17 protein-coding genes are annotated in these 20822 nt (G+C 70.3%); 14 read left to right on the top strand and 3 right to left on the bottom strand.

The genetic code is table 11. The features are described from left to right. Nucleotides 1-4: 4 nt before the first annotated feature. Nucleotides 5-1225: an MFS transporter gene (locus AC1RAA_RS04470; protein ID WP_492726752.1), complete on the bottom strand. Its 1221-nt coding sequence runs from the start codon at nt 1223-1225 to the stop codon at nt 5-7. A 78-nt stretch (nt 1226-1303) separates the two neighbouring features. Beyond that, complete coding sequence (locus tag AC1RAA_RS04465) at nt 1304-2188, bottom strand: LysR substrate-binding domain-containing protein (RefSeq protein ID WP_492726749.1); 885 nt, start codon at nt 2186-2188, stop codon at nt 1304-1306. Nucleotides 2189-2338: 150 nt separating this feature from the next. Here AC1RAA_RS04465 and AC1RAA_RS04460 point away from each other — a divergent pair, with 150 nt between their 5' ends. The 14 genes from AC1RAA_RS04460 (at nt 2339) to AC1RAA_RS04395 (ending at nt 19600) form a co-directional block, all read left to right on the top strand. Next, entirely contained in the window at nt 2339-3442 is a 1104-nt protein-coding gene (locus tag AC1RAA_RS04460; RefSeq protein ID WP_492726747.1) for an MFS transporter, read from the top strand. Then, complete coding sequence (locus AC1RAA_RS04455; RefSeq protein ID WP_492726745.1) at nt 3439-4050, top strand: pyridoxamine 5'-phosphate oxidase family protein; 612 nt, start codon at nt 3439-3441, stop codon at nt 4048-4050. The genes AC1RAA_RS04460 and AC1RAA_RS04455 overlap by 4 nt, the downstream gene beginning before the upstream one ends. A 99-nt stretch (nt 4051-4149) precedes the next feature. Beyond that, nucleotides 4150-5367 carry a multidrug effflux MFS transporter gene (locus tag AC1RAA_RS04450; protein WP_167395025.1) on the top strand — a complete coding sequence of 406 codons (1218 nt, stop codon included), beginning with the start codon at nt 4150-4152 and terminating at the stop codon, nt 5365-5367. A 1-nt stretch (nt 5368) separates the two neighbouring features. Then, a complete protein-coding gene (locus tag AC1RAA_RS04445; protein ID WP_492726741.1) occupies nt 5369-6799 on the top strand; it encodes an MFS transporter in 1431 nt (476 codons plus the stop codon). Between the two features lie 20 nt (nt 6800-6819). Continuing rightward, entirely contained in the window at nt 6820-7464 is a 645-nt protein-coding gene (locus AC1RAA_RS04440) for a paraquat-inducible protein A (protein ID WP_062480238.1), read from the top strand. A gap of 2 nt (nt 7465-7466) precedes the next feature. After that, a complete protein-coding gene (locus tag AC1RAA_RS04435; RefSeq protein ID WP_062480247.1) occupies nt 7467-8204 on the top strand; it encodes a paraquat-inducible protein A in 738 nt (245 codons plus the stop codon). Then, nucleotides 8201-9862 (top strand): PqiB family protein, encoded by a 1662-nt coding sequence (locus AC1RAA_RS04430; RefSeq protein ID WP_070060642.1) that lies wholly within the window; start codon nt 8201-8203, stop codon nt 9860-9862. Before AC1RAA_RS04435 ends, AC1RAA_RS04430 begins: the two co-directional genes overlap by 4 nt. Next, nucleotides 9859-10488, top strand: coding sequence for a PqiC family protein (locus AC1RAA_RS04425; RefSeq protein WP_062480234.1), 630 nt, complete (start codon nt 9859-9861; stop codon nt 10486-10488). The genes AC1RAA_RS04430 and AC1RAA_RS04425 overlap by 4 nt, the downstream gene beginning before the upstream one ends. Before the next feature lie 62 nt (nt 10489-10550). Further along, nucleotides 10551-12161 (top strand): MFS transporter, encoded by a 1611-nt coding sequence (locus tag AC1RAA_RS04420; protein WP_492726738.1) that lies wholly within the window; start codon nt 10551-10553, stop codon nt 12159-12161. Between the two features lie 19 nt (nt 12162-12180). Next, the gene (locus AC1RAA_RS04415) at nt 12181-13665 is read left to right on the top strand and encodes a flavin-containing monooxygenase (protein WP_492726736.1); all 1485 of its coding nucleotides are present in this window, start codon (nt 12181-12183) and stop codon (nt 13663-13665) included. Nucleotides 13666-13838: 173 nt separating this feature from the next. Then, entirely contained in the window at nt 13839-15275 is a 1437-nt protein-coding gene (locus AC1RAA_RS04410; RefSeq protein ID WP_492726733.1) for a PAN domain-containing protein, read from the top strand. Nucleotides 15276-15486: 211 nt separating this feature from the next. Then, nucleotides 15487-15996 carry an RNA polymerase sigma factor gene (locus AC1RAA_RS04405; protein WP_492726730.1) on the top strand — a complete coding sequence of 170 codons (510 nt, stop codon included), beginning with the start codon at nt 15487-15489 and terminating at the stop codon, nt 15994-15996. A gap of 69 nt (nt 15997-16065) precedes the next feature. Beyond that, nucleotides 16066-17082, top strand: a complete 1017-nt coding sequence (locus AC1RAA_RS04400) for a FecR family protein (RefSeq protein ID WP_492726727.1) — start codon at nt 16066-16068, stop codon at nt 17080-17082. Nucleotides 17083-17209: 127 nt separating this feature from the next. Then, nucleotides 17210-19600, top strand: a complete 2391-nt coding sequence (locus tag AC1RAA_RS04395; RefSeq protein WP_492726724.1) for a TonB-dependent siderophore receptor — start codon at nt 17210-17212, stop codon at nt 19598-19600. A gap of 1 nt (nt 19601) precedes the next feature. On the opposite strand, the gene AC1RAA_RS04390 is transcribed toward AC1RAA_RS04395, so the two are convergent. Then, nucleotides 19602-20798: a serine hydrolase domain-containing protein gene (locus tag AC1RAA_RS04390; protein ID WP_492728325.1), complete on the bottom strand. Its 1197-nt coding sequence runs from the start codon at nt 20796-20798 to the stop codon at nt 19602-19604. Nucleotides 20799-20822: the final 24 nt, after the last annotated feature.

Genomic DNA, 20822 nt, shown 5'->3' with positions numbered 1-20822 from the left:
ACGTTCAGGCCGCCGGCACGGGCAACTGCTGCAGTCCTGCGATGCGCGAACCGAAGATGATCGCGGCCTGCAGCACGAAGCCCGCGAGCGCCAGCAGCAGGCAGGCCGGCTCGCCCCACAAGGCGCCCACCAGGCCGCCGAGCGCCGCGCCCACGGGGCGCGCCCCCGCGTTCACCGTGAGGAACACCGCCGACACGCGGCCCAGCATCGCCGAGGCCGTCACGCTCTGGCGTAGCGTGGTCGAGGTGATGACCCAGACCATCGGCCCCGCGCCGAACAGGAAGAACGAGAGCGCGGCCAGCGAGGCGGTCGGCACGACGAGCGTGGCCGCCATCGTCGCGGCGGCAGCGACCGCCACCGCCGGCCCGACCTGGATCGCGCGACCGAACGGCAGCCGCGCCGTCACGCGCGAGGTCAGCAGCGCACCGACCACCATGCCTGCGCCGTACATCGCGAGCGTGAAGCCCACGGCCTGCGCGCCGAGGCCCAGCACGCGCACGGCATAGGGCACATAGCCCGCCTGCAGCACGAACCACGAGATGTTGAAGACCGCGCCGGTCATCAGCATCGGCCGCAGGAAAGCGTGCTGCCAGACGAAGCGCGCGCCATCGTGCACGTCGCGCAGCGGATGGCGCGACGGGGTCGCGGGGCGGGGCGCTTCGTTCAGGCGCAACAACAGGCCCACGGCCGCCACCGACAGCACCGCCGCCAGCACGAAGGCCGACGACGCACCAGCCCACGCGACCAGTGCGCCCGCGAGCGCGGGCCCGGCCGTGAAGGCGGCACTGCGCGCCAGCTCCAGCCGCCCGTTGGCGCGCGCCAGCGCGTCGCGCGGCACGAGGGCAGGCACCAGCGCGGGCGCCGCGACGCTGAACCCCACCGTGCCGACCGCACCGAGGAACCCGAGCACAGCCAGCCCGCCGATGCCCAGCGTGGACGACAGCACCATGCCGAGCAAGGCCAGCAGCGACACCGCGCGCAGACCCTCGGCCCACACCATCAGGCGACGGCGCGACATGCGGTCCGCGAGCAGGCCCATCGGCAGCGAGACCAGCAGGAAGGGCAGCGTCTGCACCGCCGCCAGGAAGCCGATCTCACCCGGCCCGGCGCCGAGCGCGAGCACGGCCACCAGCGGCACGGCCGCGAGACTCAGTTGTTCGGCGGACTGCGCCGCCAGATTGGCCCAGGCAAGGTGGGAGAAAGAACGGGGTAGAGGCGAGGGCATGGGGTGGCACGCGAAGAGAAAGACCGCATCCTCGGGTCCGCGCCCCTCTGCCGCTGGCCGTTTACGGACGTGGAAGCCTCAGCAGCCCACGTTCATCTGCTCGAACCACTCGGCCACGCACACCGCCTCGGGCGCCGCATCGGGTGCGAGGCCGTAGTAGTAGCGCTCCAGCGTCATCCGTAACCCAGGCAGCGGCGATTGCAGCCGCCCCGAGGCCAGGTCGTGCGCCACCAGCGAGGTCGGCGCGAGCGCGATGCCCAGCCCGTCGACCGCGGCCTGCAGCACGAAGTGCAGGTGATCGAACTGCAGCCGACCGGCCGGCCGCGCGCGCGGTGCGCCAACCTGCTTCTTCCAGTCGTCCCAATCGTCCTTGCGCGTGCGCGCCGACAGCAGCACATGCGAGGCGAGGGCGCGCAGGTCGGGCAGCGGCTGCGCCTTGAACAGCGCCGGCGCGCCGACCACCAGCACTTCGTCTTCAAGGAAAGGGCGCACCTGGATCGACAACGGCCAGCCCTCGAGGCCGCGGCGCACGGCGATGTCGAAGCTGTCCGTGGCTTGCTCGGGCATGACGGTGCTGGTGACGACCTGCGGCTCGATATCGGGATGGCGTTCCACGAACGACGGCAGCCGGGGAATGAGCCAGCGCACCGCGAACGACGGCCGCACGTTGATGCGCACCGCGCGCGCCGGGCCCTGCAGCTGCAGCGCGCGGGCCGCTGCGTGGATCTGCGCGAGCGCGGGCTCGGTCTCCGCGAAGAACTGCTGGCCTTCGGGCGTCAGCGTGACCTGCCGGATGCGGCGCTCGAACAGCGCCACGCCCAAGCAGGCCTCGAGGCTTTTGATCTGCCGGCTCACCGCGCTGTGCGTCACGTGCAGCTCGACCGCGGCACGCGTGAAGCTCAGGTGGCGGGCCGCCGCCACGAAGGCGCGCACGGCATGGAGGGGCGGTTCGCGAAGCGGCATGCGTGCGATTTTCTCACGCATGCCGCGCGGGAATGTCGTTTGTCGGCGGGCGTCGCGAGCGGGCACGATACGGGCTCGATGTCCGCCGCACCACCGCTTTCTCCCGCCGTTCCCGTCCGTTCCACCGACCTGGATTCCCGCCACGCCGCCATGGCACTTGGCCTGTCGTTGCCGGCCGACGTGGTGCTCTACCTGCTGCTGCCCATGTACGCGTCGCAGTTCGGCGTCTCGCTGGCCGAGGTCGGTCTGCTGCTGGCGGCGAACCGGCTGGTGCGTATCGCGGGCTACGGCTGGGTCGCGCGTTTCTACGCACGCCACGGCGACCGGGCGAGCTGCACGCTGGCCGTGGTGGCCGCCGCCTGCTGCGGGCTGGGCTATGCCACGCTCTCGGGTTTCTGGGCGCTGCTGCCGCTGCGGCTGACCTGGGGCCTGTGCTTCGCGGCGCTCAATTTGTCGACACAGGCCCTGGCCACGGCCGACCCGCTCGGTGCCGCGCGGCGCAGCGGGCGTTCGCGCGCCTTCATCGCGACCGGGCCGGTGCTGGCGCTGCCGCTCGGTGCGCTGCTGGCGTACACGGTCGGGCCGCGCGCGATCTTCGGCGTGCTGGCGGTGGTGTCGTTGCTCGCGCTGTTCGTCACGCGGCGGCTGCCGTCGAAGCCGCACCACAGTGCCGCGCCGACGCGGCGCTTCTCGCGGCCGAACGCGCTGGACGGCTGGTCGTTCATGGAAGGGCTGGCGCTCGACGGCCTCTTCATCGTGGGCCTGTCGTACCTCGGCAAGGACCTGCTGCCGGGCGGCGCGGTGATCGTGGCCGGCGTGCTGATGGCGCTGCGCTACCTTGCGGAAATCTTCCTCGGGCCGGTGGGCGGGCGCATGGCGGAGCACTTCGGCGCCGAGCGCCTGCTCGTGAGCCTGTCGCTGGTGACGTCGCTCGCGCTCGTGGGCTTCGGCCTGGGCTGGCTGTGGAGCTGCGCGGCGCTGATCGTGGTGCTGCGCGCGCTGCAACTGCCGCTCCTGCCGCCCATCGTGGCGCGGCGCACGCCCGGGCCGGAGCGCGTGCGGGCGCTCGCGGCCCGCGCGGTCTGGCGCGACATCGGCGCGGGCGCCGGGCCCTTGCTGGCCGGCGTGCTGCTGCCCATCGCATCGCCACCGTGGATCTACGGCAGCGCCGCGCTGTTGCTGGCGGTGGCGGCGCTGGCCTGCGTCCGGCGCGCCTCGCCACCCACCCCGATCCAGGAGAACATCGCCCCATGACCACCATCGACACCGTCGCCCAACTCGAAGCCCTGTTCGGCCAGCCGGGCGAGGCCTCGCTCAAGAAAGAGGTGCCGTACCTGCACCCGAGCTACCAGGCGCTGATCGCCGCATCGCCGTTCGCGGTGCTCGGGACCACCGGGCCCGGCGGGCTCGACGCCTCGCCGCGCGGCGACGCCCCGGGCTTCGTCGCGGTGCAGGACGAGAGGACCTTGCTGTTGCCCGAGCGGCGCGGCAACAACCGCATCGACAGCCTGCGCAACATCGTGGCCGACCCGCGCGTGGCCTTGCTGTTCCTTATTCCGGGCGTGGGCGAGACGCTGCGCGTGAACGGGCGCGCGCGCATCAGCGTGGCGCCCGAGCTGCTGGCGCGCTTCGCGGTGGAAGGGCGTGCGCCGCAGTGCGTGATCGAGGTCGCCGTCGAGACCGTGTTCTTCCAGTGCGCCCGCGCCATCCAGCGCTCCAAGCTTTGGGCGCCGGTGGCGCAGGACGCGCCGCGCACGGTGCCGACGCCGGGCGCCATCCTTTCGGCGCTGACCGATGCGGCCTTCGACGGCGCCACCTACGACCGCGAACTGCCGGCGCGCCAGCAGGCCACGCTGTACTGAAGAGGCACTGCGTACCGCCCGGTAGAACGAATGCACTAGCGGCGAAAGCCGCCGACCCCACGCCTGCACCGATTGCGAGCCTTCGCCACAATCGACCCAATGCGTTCTTCTCCGTTCTTCAAAATGGCCCTGTTGTTGGGCCTGCTCTCCGCCATCGGGCCTTTCGCGATCGACATGTACCTCCCGGCCTTGCCCGCCATCGGGCAGAGCCTGCATGCGGACATCGGCGCGGTGCAGATGAGCCTCACCGCCTTCTTCCTGTCGCTCGGCGCGGGCCAGTTGCTCTACGGCCCGATCTCCGACATGGTCGGGCGCAAGCCGCCGCTGTACGCCGGGCTGGTGCTGTTCGCGCTGGCCAGCGTGGGCTGTGCGCTGGCGACCGACATCCAGACCCTGATCGCGCTGCGCTTCGTACAGGGCCTGGGCGCGGCCGCCGGCATGGCGATTCCGCGCGCCGTGGTGCGCGACCTGCACACCGGCACCGACGCCGCGCGGCTGATGTCGCTGCTGATGCTGGTGTTCAGCGTGTCGCCGATCCTGGCGCCGCTCGCGGGCAGCCTGGTCATCGCCTTCACCGGCTGGCGCGGCGTGTTCTGGGCCGTCACCATCGCCGCGGTGGCGGGCCTGGCCATGATGGTCAAGCTGCTCGACGAAACACGCCCGGCCTCCGAGCGCGTCGAAAGCAGCCTGGGCAGCGCGCTGTCGGCCTACTGGCTGCTGCTGCGCGACTGGCACTACCTCGGGCTGGTGTTCATCGGCAGCTTCGCGATGGCGGGCTTCTTCACTTACCTGGCCAATTCGTCGTTCGTGATGATCGACCACTACGGCCTGTCGCCCGCGATGTACAGCGTGGCCTTCGGCGTGAATGCGGCGGCCTTCATCGCGGCCTCGCAGTTCACGGGTTCGCTGGGCGAGCGCTACGGGCTGGTCAACCTCGTCAAGTTCGGCGTGGCCTGCTGCGGCGTGGCGATGGTCGCCATGTTCGTGTACTTCGCGATGGGCGGCGACAACCTGTGGGTGCTGATCGTCCTGTACTTCATCGCCTCGGGCTTCATGGGCCTGGTGATCCCGACCACCGGCGTGCTGGCGCTCGAGATGCACGGCGCCATCGCCGGCACGGCCTCGGCGCTGCTGGGCACGCTGCAGATGCTGACCGGCGCGCTCGCGATGGCGGTGGTGGGCCTGTTCTCCAACGGCCGTCCGCTGCCGATGGTGGCGGGCATGGCGGCCGGTGCGCTCATCGCGCTGGTGCTGACCTGGCTCACGCTCGGCGGTGTGCGCTCCGAGCCGACCGGGGGCAGGGCGCAGGAGGCCTGACATGACGGTCGCCACAGCAAGCGACGCCAAGCCGCTTCCCCTCGACGGCCTGGCCGCGCCCGCGCGCGGCTGGGCGATGCTGGTCATCATCCTCGGGCTCACGGTGTCGGTGCTCGACGGCACCATCGTCAACCTCGCGCTGCCCGGCATCGCGCGCGAGCTGCAGGCCACGCCGGCGCAGGCCATCTGGGTGGTCAACGCCTACCAGATCGCCACGCTGGTGATGCTGCTGCCGCTGGCGTCGCTGGGCGACCTCGTGGGCTACCGGCGCGTGTACCTGGTGGGCATGGCGGTGTTCACCGTGTCGTCGCTGGCCGCGACCTTCGCCAACTCGCTCGCCACGCTGATCGCGTCGCGCGCCCTGCAAGGGCTGGGCGCGGCGGGGATCATGAGCGTCAACGCGGCGCTGGTGCGGCTCACGTTCCCCTCGGCGCAGCTGGGGCGGGGCATGGCCATCAATTCGCTGGTGGTCGCCACCTCGTCGGTGGCCGGGCCTTCGGTGGCGGCGGCGATCTTGTCGGTGGCGTCGTGGCCGTGGCTCTTTGCCATCAACGTGCCGCTGGGCATCGTCACCTTCGCGCTGGGCCTGCGGGCGCTGCCGTTCAACCGCTCGGCGCCGGCTGCCGGCGCGCGCTTCTCGCCGATCGACGTGACGCTCAACGTGCTGATGTTCTCGCTGGTCTTCCTCGGCGTGGACCATCTGGGCGTGCGCGAGGGCGGGGTGCAGGCCACGGGCACGCCGTGGTCGGCCTGGGCCACGCTAGGCGCCGGGCTGGCGGTGGGCTTCGTCTACCTGCGGCGCCAGCGCACGCAGGCGGTGCCGCTCTTTCCCATCGACCTGCTGCGCATCCCGGTGTTCGCGCTGTCGATGGGCACCTCGGTGGCGGCGTTCTGCGCGCAGATGCTGGCCTACATCGCGCTGCCGTTTTTGCTGCTCGACGTGTACGGCCGCAGCCACATCGAGGCCGGCCTGCTGATCACGGCGTGGCCGCTGGCCATCGTGGTGATGGCGCCCATCGCCGGTCGGCTCATCGGCCGCTACCCCGACGGGCTGCTGGGCGGCATCGGCCTGGGCCTGCTGGCCACGGGCCTGGCGCTGCTGGCGGCGCTGCCGGCGCACCCGGGCAATGCCGACATCGCCTGGCGCATGGCGCTGTGCGGCCTGGGCTTCGGCCTGTTCCAGTCGCCCAACAACCACACCATCGTGAGTTCACCGCCCGCGCACCGAAGTGGTGCGGCCAGCGGCATGCTGGGCACGGCGCGGCTCACGGGACAGACGCTGGGGGCCGTGGTGCTGGCGGCGGTGTTCAGCGTCTGGAGCCCGCACGGCGGGCATGGCCCGGTGGTGGCGCTGGTGCTGGCGGCGGGCTGCGCGGCGGTGGCGGCGGTTTTCAGCAGTCTGCGGCTGAAGACGACAAGTCCGCATGCCTGAATAAGGTAGGGTACGGCCTCATGAAGGAAGTACCTGACACCGTGGTCTGTCCGGGCTGCGACGCGGTCTACGCCCGCACGCCGCTGGCGCCGCGCGACGTGGCCGAGTGCCCGCGCTGCGGCACCGAGCTCGACCGGCACCCGGGCGCGCAGCAGCGGCGCATCCTGCCGCTGACGGTCGCGAGCCTGATCATGTTCGCCATCGCCAACCTGTTTCCCATCGTCGAGATCGAGCTGCAGGGCCTGCGCAGCCAGACCACGCTGGCCGGCGCGGTGGTGGTGCTGAGCGCCGAGGGCATGTCGCCGGTGGCGCTGCTGGTGCTGGCCACGACCATCCTGTTTCCGCTGCTGCAGCTGTGCATCCTGGCCTACCTGCTGGTGCCGCTGGCCCGCGCGCACCGGCCCTGGGGCTTCGCGGTGCTGGTGCGCATGATGCAGTCGCTGCGGCCCTGGGGAATGATCGAGGTCTTCCTGCTCGGCGTGCTGGTGGCGATCGTCAAGCTGTCGAGCATGGCAACGGTGGTGCCGGGGCCCGCGCTGTGGGCCTTCGTGGCGCTCACCGTGACGCTCACGGCCGTGCTGTCGTTCAACCCAGGCGCGTTCTGGGAGATGACCTTCCGCAAAGCCGATGAAGAGGATGCAGCCGCGCCGGAGGTGCGCGCATGAACATGCGCGGGCTGCCCGCCCGCCTGGCCTCGGCACGCCCCTGGGAGGCGCAGGCCGACGACGAGCACGACCACGAGAACCCGGTGCCGACGGCCGCCGCGCTCGGCCTGCACGTCTGCACGCACTGCACCGCCGTCTGGCGCGATGCCGAAGATGGCGACGCCTGCGCCCGCTGCGGCACGCACCTGCACACGCGCAAGCCGCAGAGCCTGAACCGCACCTGGGCCTTCCTGATCGCGGCCTGCATCATGTACATCCCGGCCAACCTGCTGCCGGTGATGATCACGCGCACGCTGTTCGGCGCGCAGTACGACACCATCCTGAGCGGTGTCATCTACTTCTGGGTGTCGGGCGCCTGGGGGCTGGCGGCGATCGTGTTCATCGCCAGCTTCCTGGTGCCGCTGTTCAAGCTGGCGGTACTGCTCTTGCTTGTGGTGCTGGCGCAGCGGCGCAGCAATTGGCGCCGGCGCGAGCGGGCCAAGCTGTATCACATCATCGAGATCATCGGACGCTGGTCGATGCTCGACGTGTTCGTGGTGTCGCTGCTGACCGGGCTGGTGCAGATCCAGGGCTTCGCGGTCATCACCGCCGGCGTGGGCATTGCGGCCTTCGGCGCGGTGGTGGTGCTGACCATGCTGGCCTCGCTGAGCTTCGACCCGCGCCTGACGTGGGACGGCCCGGTGCCGCAAGCAGACACGGACGAACGACACATTGAAAGCAGGGAAGAAAAAATCGCATGAGTGAAGAAGACACGCAACCGCAAGACCGTCCGGCAGCGTCGGCCCCGCCCGCGCTGCCGAAGCCGAAAGTGGCGCGCCGCCGCGAATGGCTGCCCTCGCTGATCTGGCTGATTCCCATCGTCGCCGCGCTGGTCGGCGTGACGCTGGTGGCCCGCATCCTCATGGAGCGCGGCCCCGAGATCGTGCTCACCTTCAAGACGGCCGAGGGCCTCGAAGCCGGCAAGACCGCCGTGAAATACAAGGACGTGCAGATCGGCCTGGTGCAGAGCCTGCGGCTGGCGCGCGACCGCTCGCACGTGCGCGTGCTGGTGCAGCTCAACAAGGACGCCGAGGGCTTCACCTCGGCCGACTCGCGCTTCTGGGTGGTGCGGCCGCGGCTGGACACCTCGGGCATCTCGGGACTGGGCACGCTGCTGTCGGGCGCCTACATCGGCGCCGACGCGGGTGTCGAGAAGGAAACCGCGGGCGAGTTCACCGGCCTCGAAGCCCCGCCCATCGTCACGCGCGGCGACTCGGGCCAGCAGTTCTTGCTGCGGGCGCGCGACGTGGGCTCGCTCGATGTCGGTTCGCCCGTGTACTTCCGGCGCATCAAGGTCGGGCAGGTCGCGGCCTACGAGCTCGACGGCGACGGCCGCGGCGTCACGCTGCGGGTGTTCGTGAACGCGCCGTACGACAAGTTCGTCGGCATGAACACGCGCTTCTGGCAGGCCAGCGGCATCGACGCGCAGCTCAGCGCCAGCGGCTTCACGCTGCGCACCCAGTCGCTGGCCACCATCCTGCTCGGCGGCATCGCCTTCCAGGCGCCCGACGACGCCATGGGCCCGCTGGCCAAGGAGAACACCGCCTTCGTGTTGGCGCAGGACGAAAGCGCCGCCATGAAGGAGCCCGACGGCCCCTCGCAGACGCTGCTGATGTACTTCAACCAGTCGCTGCGCGGCCTCACGCCGGGCGCGCCGGTCGACTTCCGCGGCGTGGTGCTGGGCGAGGTGAAATCCATCGGCGTCGAGTTCGACCGCGCCGAGCGCGAGTTCCGCATGCCGGTGCTGGTGCAGATCTACCCCGACCGCCTGCGCCGCCGCGAGAGTGGTGCCGGTGCGCAAGCCACGGAGTCGCGCGCGACGCAGCAGGAACGGCTGCGCTTCCTGGCCGAGAAGGGCCTGCGCGCCCAACTGCGCAACGGCAACCTGCTGACCGGCCAGGTCTACGTGGCGCTCGACTTCTTCCCGAAGGCGCCGCCCGCGAAGATCGACCTGTCGAAGAGCCCGATCGAGCTGCCGACCATCGCCAACGGCCTGGACGAAATCCAGTCGCAGGTGCAGGAAATCGCGACCAAGCTCAACAAGGTGCCCTACGAGCAGATCGCCACCGACCTGCGCACCACGCTGGCCACGCTCAACAAGACGCTCACCAGCACCGAGCAGACCGTCAGCCGCATCAACAGCGACGTGACGCCCGAGCTGGCCGCCGCCATGAAGGACGTGCGCAAGACCGTCAACTCGGCCGAACGCACGCTGGCCGACGACTCGCCGCTGCAGCAGGACATGCGCCAGACCCTGCGCGAGCTGACGCGCGCCGCCGGTTCGGTGCGCGTGCTGACCGACTACCTCGAACGCCATCCCGAATCCCTGCTGCGCGGCAAACCGGACGACAAGAAATGAAGACGACGACGACCTTCGCGCTCGCGGGCGCCGCCGCATTGCTGGTGCTGGCAGGCTGCGCGAGCAAGCCCGACAGCTACTACACGCTGGCCAGCCCGCCCGCGCTCACCGACGCGGCGCCGCGCACTCCCGATGCCGCCGCGCCGCTGTACATCGAGCTCGCGCCCGTGGCCGTGCCCGAGCGGCTGGCGCGCCCGCAGATGGTGGTGCGCCGCCCGACCGGCGGCGTGCAGGTCGACGTGCTCGAGCAGCACCGCTGGGCCTCGTCCTTCGAGAACGAATTGCGCGACGCACTCGGCAGCGGCATCGCCAGCCGACTCGGCGCGCTCGACGTCACGCAGGGCGGCCGCCAGACCTCGCAGCCCGTGTGGCGCGTGGCGGTGCAGGTGCGCCAGTTCGAGATGGTGGACGGCGGGCGCGTGGACGCCGGCTTCACCTGGACCTTGCGCCGCTCCGACGAGGCGCGCACGCTGGTGTGCCGGCTCGACGCGGGCGAAGCCACCGGCGGCGGCATGGACGCGCTGGCGCAGGGCGCGCAGCGCGTGACGGCCGCGGCGGCGGCGGCCATGGCGCGCAGCGTGAACGCGGCGCGGACGAACCCGGGCGCGACGGCGTGCGCGACCTGAGGCTTTCACCTTTCCCCGACGGGGGAAGGCACCACGCCACCATCCGCTAGAACGGAGGCCCCATGGCACAGATCGGCAAGGCGCCCTGCGACGACACGCTGATCCTGCATGGGGCGAATCCACCCACGGAAGAGGGCGCCTGCCCCGAAGCCTCCAAGCCCTGGGTGCTCGCCGCGGCCATCGTCGGCTCGAGCATGGCCTTCATCGACGGCACCGTGGTCAACGTCGCCTTGCCTGCCATCCAGGCCGATCTGCATGCCACGGCCTTCCAGGCGCAATGGGTGGTCGAGTCGTACGCCTTGCTGCTCGCGGCGCTGCTGCTGGTGGGCGGCGCGCTCGGTGACCACTACGGGCGGCGGCGCATCTTCGCTATCGGTGTCGTCGTCTTCGCGCTGTCGTCGGTGGGCTGCGCGCTCGCGGCCGACGTGCAGCAGCTCATCGCCGCACGCGCGATTCAAGGCATCGGCGGCGCGCTGCTGGTGCCGGGCAGCCTGGCGCTCATCAGCGCCTCGTTTCCCGAGAAGGAACGCGGCAAGGCCATCGGCACCTGGTCGGGCTTCAGCGGCATCACGGCGGCGGTGGGGCCGGTGCTGGGCGGCTTCCTGGTCGATCACTTCTCGTGGATCTGGGCCTTTCTCATCAACGTGCCGATGGCGCTGCTGGTGCTGTGGATCGTGCGCCGCCACGTGCCCGAGAGCAAAGGCGCCGCGGCGCGCGGTGGGCTCGACCTGTGGGGCGCGCTGCTCGCGACCGCCGGGCTGGGCGGCATCGTCTATGCCTTCATCGAAGCGCCGACGCAGGGCTGGCGTTCGCCGGCCGTGCTCGCGGCGCTGGTGAGCGGTGTCGTGGGCAGTGTCGGCTTCGTCATCGCCGAACGCCGGGCGCGCACGCCGATGCTGCCGCTGTCGCTGCTGCGCATCGGCAACTTCAGCGGCGCCAACCTGCTGACGCTGCTGCTGTATGCGGCGTTGGGCGGCGGGCTGTATTTCTTTCCGCTCAACCTGATCCAGGTGCAGGGCTACTCGGCCACGGTGGCAGGCGCGGCGCTGCTGCCGTTCATCTTCCTGATGTTCGCGCTCTCGGGCTGGGCCGGGCAGCTGGTCGACCGCTTCGGGCCGCGCCTGCCGCTGGTCATCGGGCCGGCCATCGCGGCCGTGGGCTTTGCGCTGTTCGCGCTGCCGGGCGTGGGTGCGAGCTACTGGAGCGGTTTCCTGCCCGCCGTGGTGGTGCTGGGTTTCGGCATGACGGTGACAGTCGCGCCGCTCACCACCACGGTCATGAACGCCGTGGGGCCCGACCTCGCGGGCGTGGCCTCGGGCGTGAACAACGCGGTGTCGCGCGCGGCGGCGGTGCTGGCGATTGCGGTGTTCGGCGCCATCATGGCCTGGGCCTTCGACGCGGCGCTGGCCGAGCGGCTGCAGGCGATGGGCGCGTCGGACGAGGTGCGATCTTTTCTTGCGGCCGAGCGCGATCGATTGGCTGCGGCCGGCGCACCGCCGGGCGCCGATGCGGCCACCGTTGCTGCCGTGAAGCGCGCCGTGGCCGAATCCTTCGTCGCGGGCTTTCGTTGGGTGATGCTGCTGAGCGCCGGCCTGGCCGTGCTGAGCGCGGTCAGCGCCTGGCTGATGATCCGCCGCACGCCCGTGGAAAAGCCAGACAACAACAAGCCATGAGACAGGAGACAAATCACCGATGGAAGCAGCACAACCGGCCGTCGCGCCGCCGCACGTCGATGTCCTGATCGTCGGTGCCGGCCTGTCCGGCATCGGCGCCGCCTGCCACCTGCAGGCGCAGTGCCCGGGCCGCAGCTACGCGATCCTCGAAGGGCGCGAACGCAGCGGCGGCACCTGGGACCTGTTCCGCTACCCGGGCGTGCGTTCCGACTCCGACATGTACACGCTGGGCTACGTGTTCCGCCCATGGACGCAGGCCAAGGCGATCGCCGACGGCCCGTCGATCCTGCAGTACGTGCGCGACACCGCGCGCCAGCACGGCATCGACGACAAGATCCACTACCAGCACCGCGTGGTGCGCGCCGCCTGGTCGAGCGCCGACGCCTGCTGGACGGTCGATGTGGCGCAGGGCCCCGACAAGCAGCCCGTGCAGTGGCGCTGCAACTTCCTCTTCCTGTGCAGCGGCTACTACCGCTACGAGGCGGGCTACACGCCCGACTTCGCCGGCATGGCCGACTTCCAAGGCCGCATCGTCCATCCGCAGCACTGGCCCGCCGACCTGGACCACAGCGGCCGGCGCGTGGTCGTGATCGGCAGCGGCGCGACCGCGATGACGCTGGTGCCTGCGATGGCGAAGACCGCCGCGCACGTCACGCTGCTGCAGCGCTCGCCGACCTACGTGGTGGCGCGCCCGGCCGAAGACCCCATTGCCAACCGCCTGCGGCGCCTGCTGCCGGCGATGGCCGCGTACCGCCTCACGCGCTGGAAGAACGTGACGCTCGGCATGCTGTTCTTCCGGCTCGCACGGCGCAAGCCGGCGCGCGTCAGGCGCATGCTGCTGGGCGGCGTGCGCCACGCGCTCGGGCCCGGCTACGACGTCGCCACGCACTTCACGCCGCGCTACAACCCGTGGGACCAGCGCCTGTGCCTCGTGCCCGACGGCGACCTGTTCGCGGCGCTCAACGCGGGGCGCGCGTCGATGGTCACGGACCACGTCGACACCTTCACGCCCGAAGGCTTGCGGCTGAAGTCGGGCCGCGTGCTCGAGGCCGACATCGTCGTCACCGCCACCGGCCTCGAGTTGCAGGTGCTCGGCGGCATCGAACTGAGCGTGGACGGTCGCCGCGTCGACCCCGCAGCGACCTTCAACTACAAGGGCATGATGTACAGCGACGTGCCCAACCTCGCCTCGTCCTTCGGCTACACCAACGCCTCGTGGACGCTCAAGTGCGACCTGACCTGCGCCTACGTCTGCCGGCTGCTGAACCACATGCACAAGCACGGCTGGCGGCAATGCACGCCGCACAACCCGGGCCCCGACCTGTCGCCCGAACCGTGGATCGATTTCAGCTCGGGCTACGTGCAGCGCTCGCTCGACAAGTTTCCCAAGCAGGGCGCGCACACGCCTTGGAAGCTGCACCAGAACTACCTGCGCGACATCCTCCTGCTGCGCCTCGGGCGCGTGGACGATGGCGTGATGGCGTTCTCGAATCGCGCGGCTTGACCGCGTTGCGTGACGCTGCGATGTATAGCTCTGCTCAATACAACATCGAAGATTTTTGAATTGGATCGATGGCAGGCGGCGGTGATTTACTCCGCCCGGCGTTGCACTCGCACTGAAAAAACGGCGAGGCGGCACCCGGGAATCACCCCACGACCCTGTGATGAGGAGACCTCATGAAGTCATCGATCCGTGCATCCCTGGCGGGCCTGCTGTTCGCAGCGCTGGCAGGACATGCAAGCGCTGCCTCGCTGGACGCTTTCGCGGCCACGCCGAACGCAGCCATCTCCGGCAACAACATCGAGAACCTGACGCAGTCCACGCCCGAGATGTGCGCGTCGGCCTGCCTGGGCGCGCCACGCGGCGCCTGGTGCGTCTCGTTCGACTACAACAAGGCCGCCCAGAGCTGCGACCTGAGCGACAAGCGCGCCGCCGACGTGGGCGGGCTGAAGACCGACTACCCCGGCAACCCCTATGACCACTACAGCCTCAAGCCCGATCCGCTGAAGCCTTTCGCGCGCACGCCCAATGCGGCCATCAGCGGCTACAACACCGAGGCCCTGCAGTCCGTGACGCCCGCCGACTGCGCCAACGCCTGCACCGACGCGAGCCGCTCGTCGTGGTGCAAGTCCTTCGACTACCACAAGACCAACCAGCGCTGCGACCTGAGCGACAAGCGCGCCAGCGACATCGGCGGCCTGAAGACCGACTACGTCGGCAACCCCTACGACCACTATTCGCTGATCGCGGGCGAGGGCGTTCCCAACCCCGTGCCCGGCAACAAGCACATCCTGCTGATCGGCATCGACGGCCTGCGCGGCGACGCCATCCAGTGCGCGGGCTGCGTGCAGACGCCCGCGATGTCGGCGCTGATCGCCGGCGGCGCCTTCCACGGCAACGTGCTGGCGGGCGGCACCAAGCAGGCGACCGTGAGCGGGCCCGGCTGGTCGTCGGTGTTCACCGGCTTCTGGGCCGACAAGCACGGCGTGACCTCGAACACCACCACCTTGCCGCTGAAGAAGACGCACGTGTTCGACCAGATCAAGGCGGCCTGGCCAACGGCCACGACGGCGGTGGTGGGCGACTGGTTCAACATCACCCACAACCTGCGCCCCGCGCTGGCCGACTTCGTGGTCGCCAACGCAGCCAAGAACTCGCAGCAGGCCACCGATGCCGTGAAGGGCTGGCTGAGCTGGAAGCACCCGCCGACGGCGATCTTCTACTACCTGCACAACGTCGACGTCCACGCGCCGAGCTACGACCCGCTCAATGCCTACTACCAGGGCAAGATCGCCGGCGAAGACCAGCAGATCCAGCAGGTGCTCACGGCGCTCACGTCGCGGCCGAACTACGCGAACGAGGAATGGCTGATCGTCGTCACCTCCGACCACGGCGGCACCGGCAGCAGCCACGGCGGGCAGACGGCGGCCGAGCGCAGCACGCTGCTGATCCTGAACAACAACCACCAGAACCCGCTCAAGCCCAGCTACTGCCTGGGCAACCTCGGGGGTACCGCGTTGACGCAGGTGGACGGCACGACGCCGCACATCCTGGACTTCCTGGGCCTGCCGAACACCACCGAAGGGCAGAAGCACCCGGCGTGCGGGAACTGAGGGCAGGCGAGTCCGGACGGGGCCGAAGGGGAGGGTAGCCCGCGCGCATGCCGTGCGCGGCAGGCGAAATGCCTACCCTTCGGCGATCGGCGGGTTGAACCCGCACATAATCTCGCGTTTTCTTTTGTTCTGAATCTCTCAGGTAGCCACGCCGTGTCGAAGCCAACCTGCCCCTGGACTTCGACCAACCCTTCCCGGCTGTGGTGCGCCCGTGTTCGAACGCTATTACCGCGAGCTGCTGAGCTTTCTGTCCCGCAAGGTTCCCGACCGCGCCACCGCGGCCGACCTGGCGCAGGAGAGCTACGTGCGGGTGTACGAGGCGCAGCGCACCGGCAGCGTGGTGCGCGATCCGCGCGCGCTGCTGTACCGCACGGCCCGCAACCTCGTCACCGACCACCACCGCCGCACCAGCGTGCGCGCGGGCGGCGACACGGCGGCGCCCGATGACGTACCGCCCGACGCCGACGACTGCATCGGCCCGCCCACCTTCGAGCCCGACGCCATCCTGTCGTCCAGCCAGGGCATGGCGGCCATGGTCGAGACCATCGATCGGCTGCCTCCGCGCTGCCGCGAAGCCTTCGTGCTCTACAAGTTCGATGGCCTCTCGTATGCCGAGGTGGCTGCGCGCATGGGCATTTCGGTGCGGACGGTCGAGATGCAGTTGCGTATTGCGATGGAGGCGTGCTGGGCGTGCCTGGAGCGGACCCGTGGTTCAGAGTGAGATGAGACGCCCCATTACAGGGTTTGACCACGCTCGTGCGTCTACCCCCATAAGAACGATCCCCACGTCATGACCCTCACGTCGCCACCGTCCGAAGAAGCTCTGCGCCTGCGACAGGACGTGCTGGACTGGTTCGTCCGCCGCCAGCGCGCGCACTGGAGCGCGTCCGACGAGCGCGCGTTCCAGGCCTGGCTCGGCGCCGATGCGCGCCATGGCGAGGCATTCCGCGAATGGGAGTCGCGCTGGCGCGCCTTCGACGCGATCGCGCCCGAGACGGTCGCGAGCTGGCGCAGCGGCTTCGAAGGCCGCGCGCCCGCCGCACCCACGCGCCGCGGCTTCCTGAAACCGGCGGTTGTGCTGGGCGTTTCCGGCATGGCGGTCGGCGCCGGCTACCTCGGCTGGCGCCACCTGCAAGCCCAGCCCGTGTTCGAACAGGCCTTCGCCACCCGACGCGGGCAGCAGCTCGAGGCGCCGCTGCCCGACGGTTCCCGGCTGCGGCTGGACACCGCCACCCGCCTCGAAGTGCGCCTGTTCCGCGACCGCCGCGAGGTGACGCTGATCGACGGGCAGGCGGTGTTCGCCGTGCAGTCCGATGCGAAACGCCCCTTCGACGTGCTGGCCGGTCCACTGCGCGTGCGGGTGGTCGGCACGCGCTTCGCCGTGCGCCACACCCCCGGCATGCCGGGCGCCGACGGCACGCGGGTGTCGGTGGAAGAGGGCAAGGTGCGCGTGGTGCGCCGGGCGCCGGATGCGACGAGCGAAGTCTTCCTGACCGCCGGCCGCCAGGTGGAAAGCGATGCGCAGGGCCGGTTCTCCGCCGTCTCGGCCGTGCCGCGCGACGGCATCGCGCCCTGGCGCGAGCACCGCCTGAGCTTCGTCGACACGCCGCTGGCGCGCGCGTTGGCCGAGCTGGAGCGCTACGGCAGCACCGGCCTGGTGGTGAACGACCCTGCCGTGGCGGCCCTGCGCCTGAGCGGCACCTTCGACCCGCGGGACGCGCGCACGCTGCGGCGCGCCCTGGCCAGCGCCTTGCCGGTGCGGCTGAAGGACACCGGCCCGATCGCGGAAATCCTGCCGGCCCCCTGAAACAAAAGAATCAAGAATTTCTCGCCGGCACTACGGGGATTCCGCCGGCTCGTGCGTCAGCCCAGATAGGAACCATTTGCATTCACTACCTGGAAGACGTTCGATGACGAAGCGCTTGAGAACAAAGATGACACCCGCGCCGCTGGCCCTGGCCGTTGCACTGGCCCTGGCGAACGCGCCCCTGATGGCCCGGGCGCAGGGCGCGCCCCAGCCGATCCGCATCGCGGCCCAGCCGCTGGCCGAGGCGCTGAACGACTGGGCGCGGCAGACCCGCATCCAGCTTGTCGTGCAGCAGAGCCTGGTCGCGGGCAAGACCGCCCCCGCCATCTCGGGCAGCCTGACGGCCCGGCAGGCACTCGACCGTTTGCTGGCCGGCAGCGGCCTGGCGGCCACGATGGAAGGCAATGCGGCGGTCATCAAGACCGCGCCCGCCACGGGCGGCACCTCCACGCTGCCGGCGGTGACCGTCGTGGCCGACGGCGAGGAAAGCGCCACGGGCCGGGTGCAGGGCTACGTGGCCAAGCGCAGCGCCACCGCCACCAAGACCGACACGCCGATCATCGAGACGCCGCAGTCGATCTCGGTGATCACGGCCGACCGCATCGAGGCCATCGGCGCCACCAACCTCAAGGACGCGCTGGGCTACACGCCGGGCGTGTCGACCACCACCTACGGCGCCGATTCGCGCTACGACTGGATCTCGCTGCGCGGTTTCGACGCTTATTCGCCGGGCTTCTATCTCGATGGCCTGCCGCTGCGCAACAACAGCACCTGGGGCGTGTGGCGCACCGAGAACTACGGCGCCGAGCGCATCGAGCTGCTGCGCGGCCCGTCGTCGGTGCTGTACGGCATGAGCGGCCCCGGCGGGGTGGTGAACGTGGTCAGCAAGCGCCCCACGGCGGAGCCCGTGCGCGAGCTGCAGCTGCAGGTGGGCGACCACGCCCGCAAGCAGGTGGCGGGTGATTTCTCGGGCGCGCTCGACGCCGACGGCAAGCTGCTGTACCGCATCACCGGCCTCGTGCGCGACGCGCAACTGCCGGCGGGCAAGGAGGCCGACGACCGCATGTACATCGCGCCCGCGCTCACCTGGAAGCCGTCGGGCGACACCACGCTCACCTTGCTGTCGCAGTTTTCGCGCACGCGCGGCGGGGTCTACACGCGCGCGCGGCCGCAGGTCGGCTCGCTCGATCCGACCGCGATCGGCACCACCATTCCCTCGAAACTGTTCGTCGGCGAGCCCGGCTTCGACCGCTTCGACCAGGACCAGCAGATGGTCGGCTACCAGTTCGAGCACCGCATCAACGACACTTTCACGGTGCGGCAGAACGCGCGCTACGCGCACCAGAAGCTCGACTACACGGGCACGCAGCTGAAGGGCTTCATGGCATTGAACCCCGACGTGCCGAACGACCCGCTCAACTTCCAGCAGATGTCGCGCAGCGTGTTCGGCAGCCGCGAGAACATCGGCGCCCTGGCGCTGGACAACCAGCTGCAGGCCGATTTCCGCCTGGGCGAGACGCAGCACAAGGTGCTGGTCGGGCTGGACTACCAGCGCACGCGCATCGACCAGGTCACCTTCAGCGGCGGCAGCGCCTCGCCGCTGAACATCTATGCGCCGGTGTACGGCGGGCCGATCGAACGGCCCGCACCGTACTTCGATGGCATCACGCGGCTCGCGCAGACCGGCGTCTACCTGCAGGACCAGATCAAGTGGGGCGAGCGCTGGACGCTGACGCTGGGCGGGCGCTACGACACCGCCGACAGCACCGTGGACAGCCGCCTCGACGGCTCGCGCCAGCGCATGCGCGACCACAAGTTCACCAGCCGGGCCGGCCTGGTCTACCTGCACCCGAGCGGCTGGGCGCCGTACCTGAGCTACTCGGAGTCGTTCGCGCCCACGGCCACCATCGACCCGGCGTCGGGCGACCCGTTCAAGCCCGAAAGCGGCAAGCAATACGAGGCCGGCGTGCGCTACCAGCCCAAGGGCAGCAAGGCGATGTACAGCGCCGCCATCTTCGACCTGCGGCGCAAGAACTACATCAGCTACGACGGCGAGTTCATGCCCAAGCAGACGGGCGAGATCTCGGTGCGCGGCCTGGAGCTCGAGGCCACGGCCGAGATCGCTTCGCGCCTGAACCTCACGGCGTCGTACAGCTACACGCCGCGGGCCATCGTCACGGCCAGCGCCAACACGAGCGAGATCGGCAAGCAGGCCACGGCCGTGCCGCGCCACCGGCTGTCGGTGTGGGCGGACTACCGCTTCGCCGGCGGCGTGAAGGTGGGCCTGGGCGCGCGCTACACGGGCTCGAACTATGGCGACGGCGAGGCCGCGTGGCCGAGCAAGGTGCCGGCCTCGACGGTGTTCGACGCCATGCTCGGCTACGACATCGACCGCTGGAGCCTGGCACTGAACCTGCGCAACCTGACCAACAAGACGTACTTCGCGAACTGCGGTTACCGCAACTGCTACTACGGCTACCCGCGCACGGCGACGGCCACGGCGACCTACCGCTGGTAGGTCAGCGACGCTGTGCCAACAGGTGCCGCCCCAGCGCCTCGAAGGCCGGCAGCGTCACCGGGTCGTTCGCGGCATTGCCCGCGATCGGGTGCGAGGCGTAGCGCACGATCACCATCTCGGCCTTCGGGTCGATGTAGATGCGCTGGCCGTGCACGCCGCGCGCCATGTAGGCACCGTGGTCGTTGTGCGTCACCCACCACATGTTGCGGTAGCTCCAGCCCTGCAGCAGGGGGTAGCCGCCTTTGGTGAAGGCCGCCTTGTCGCCGCCGCGGCGGATGTCTTCGACGGCCGCCTTGGGCACGACCTGCCGGCCTTTCACGCGGCCGTCGTTGCGCAGCATCTCGCCGAAGCGCGCGAGGTCGCGCAGGCCGGTGTTCAGGCCGCCGCCCGCGAAGGGCGTGCCGATGGAGTCGACAGTGAAGTAGGCGTCCTGCTCGGCGCCCAGGTGGCGCCAGATGCGCTCCGACAGCAGTTGCGCCACGGTGCGGCCGGTGGCGCGCGCGATCACCCAGCCCAGCACGTCGGAGTTGACGGTCTTGTAGCCGAAGCCTTCGCCGTGCCGTCCCTCGGGCTGCACGGTCTGCAGGAACTCGTAGTAGCTGCGCGGGCCGGTGTAGTCCTTCGGCTTGGGCAGCGGGTTGCCGGCCTGCGCATGGGCCCAGACCTCGGCCTTCGGGTCGGCGTAGTCCTCGCTGAATTTCAGGCCCGTGGTCATGTCGAGCACCTGGCGCACGGTGGCGTTGCCGAAGGCCGAGGTCGCGAGCTCGGGCACGTAGTGGGCCACCGGCTTGTTGGCGTCGAGCGTGCCTTCGGCCACCAGCATCGCGCCCAGCGTGCCGACCACCGACTTGGTGACCGACATGGCGCCGTGCTGGCCGTCGTCTTTCAGCACGCCGAAGTAGCGCTCGTAGACCACGCGCCCGCGGTGCAGCACGAGGATGCCGTCGGTGTAGGTGGCGGCCAGCGAGGCGTCCCAGGTCATGGGCGTCTTCGCGTCGAGCGGCGTGAAGCTGAGCGTGTCGATGTCCTTGCGCAAGGCCTGGGGCAGGGCGGACGGCGCACCGAGCCCGCGCGACACGTTCACGGTCGGCATCAGCTGGCGGAAATTCGACACGCTCCAGCGCATCGCCGGAAACCGGAAATAGCTGCCGTCGTCGAAGCGCAGCGTGCGGTCGGGCGGCGGCGGCGAGCCGGTCATCCAGCCGAGCCTGGCGGGGTCGCT

This window comes from Variovorax sp. GW823-FHT04F07, assembly GCF_058795995.1.
Note: the sequence above shows the minus strand (reverse complement) of the source record. Positions and strands in the feature narration are given on the sequence as shown.

Coding starts and splice junctions, on each gene's coding strand:
- AC1RAA_RS04470 (WP_492726752.1), bottom strand. CDS start 1,225: ATGCCCTCGCCTCTACCCCGTTCTTTCTCCCACCTTGCCTGGGCCAAT.
- AC1RAA_RS04390 (WP_492728325.1), bottom strand. CDS start 20,798: ATGACCGGCTCGCCGCCGCCGCCCGACCGCACGCTGCGCTTCGACGAC.
- AC1RAA_RS04450 (WP_167395025.1), top strand. CDS start 4,150: ATGCGTTCTTCTCCGTTCTTCAAAATGGCCCTGTTGTTGGGCCTGCTC.
- AC1RAA_RS04420 (WP_492726738.1), top strand. CDS start 10,551: ATGGCACAGATCGGCAAGGCGCCCTGCGACGACACGCTGATCCTGCAT.
- AC1RAA_RS04460 (WP_492726747.1), top strand. CDS start 2,339: ATGGCACTTGGCCTGTCGTTGCCGGCCGACGTGGTGCTCTACCTGCTG.
- AC1RAA_RS04445 (WP_492726741.1), top strand. CDS start 5,369: ATGACGGTCGCCACAGCAAGCGACGCCAAGCCGCTTCCCCTCGACGGC.
- AC1RAA_RS04435 (WP_062480247.1), top strand. CDS start 7,467: ATGCGCGGGCTGCCCGCCCGCCTGGCCTCGGCACGCCCCTGGGAGGCG.
- AC1RAA_RS04440 (WP_062480238.1), top strand. CDS start 6,820: ATGAAGGAAGTACCTGACACCGTGGTCTGTCCGGGCTGCGACGCGGTC.
- AC1RAA_RS04410 (WP_492726733.1), top strand. CDS start 13,839: ATGAAGTCATCGATCCGTGCATCCCTGGCGGGCCTGCTGTTCGCAGCG.
- AC1RAA_RS04465 (WP_492726749.1), bottom strand. CDS start 2,188: ATGCCGCTTCGCGAACCGCCCCTCCATGCCGTGCGCGCCTTCGTGGCG.
- AC1RAA_RS04430 (WP_070060642.1), top strand. CDS start 8,201: ATGAGTGAAGAAGACACGCAACCGCAAGACCGTCCGGCAGCGTCGGCC.
- AC1RAA_RS04455 (WP_492726745.1), top strand. CDS start 3,439: ATGACCACCATCGACACCGTCGCCCAACTCGAAGCCCTGTTCGGCCAG.
- AC1RAA_RS04395 (WP_492726724.1), top strand. CDS start 17,210: ATGACACCCGCGCCGCTGGCCCTGGCCGTTGCACTGGCCCTGGCGAAC.
- AC1RAA_RS04415 (WP_492726736.1), top strand. CDS start 12,181: ATGGAAGCAGCACAACCGGCCGTCGCGCCGCCGCACGTCGATGTCCTG.
- AC1RAA_RS04400 (WP_492726727.1), top strand. CDS start 16,066: ATGACCCTCACGTCGCCACCGTCCGAAGAAGCTCTGCGCCTGCGACAG.
- AC1RAA_RS04425 (WP_062480234.1), top strand. CDS start 9,859: ATGAAGACGACGACGACCTTCGCGCTCGCGGGCGCCGCCGCATTGCTG.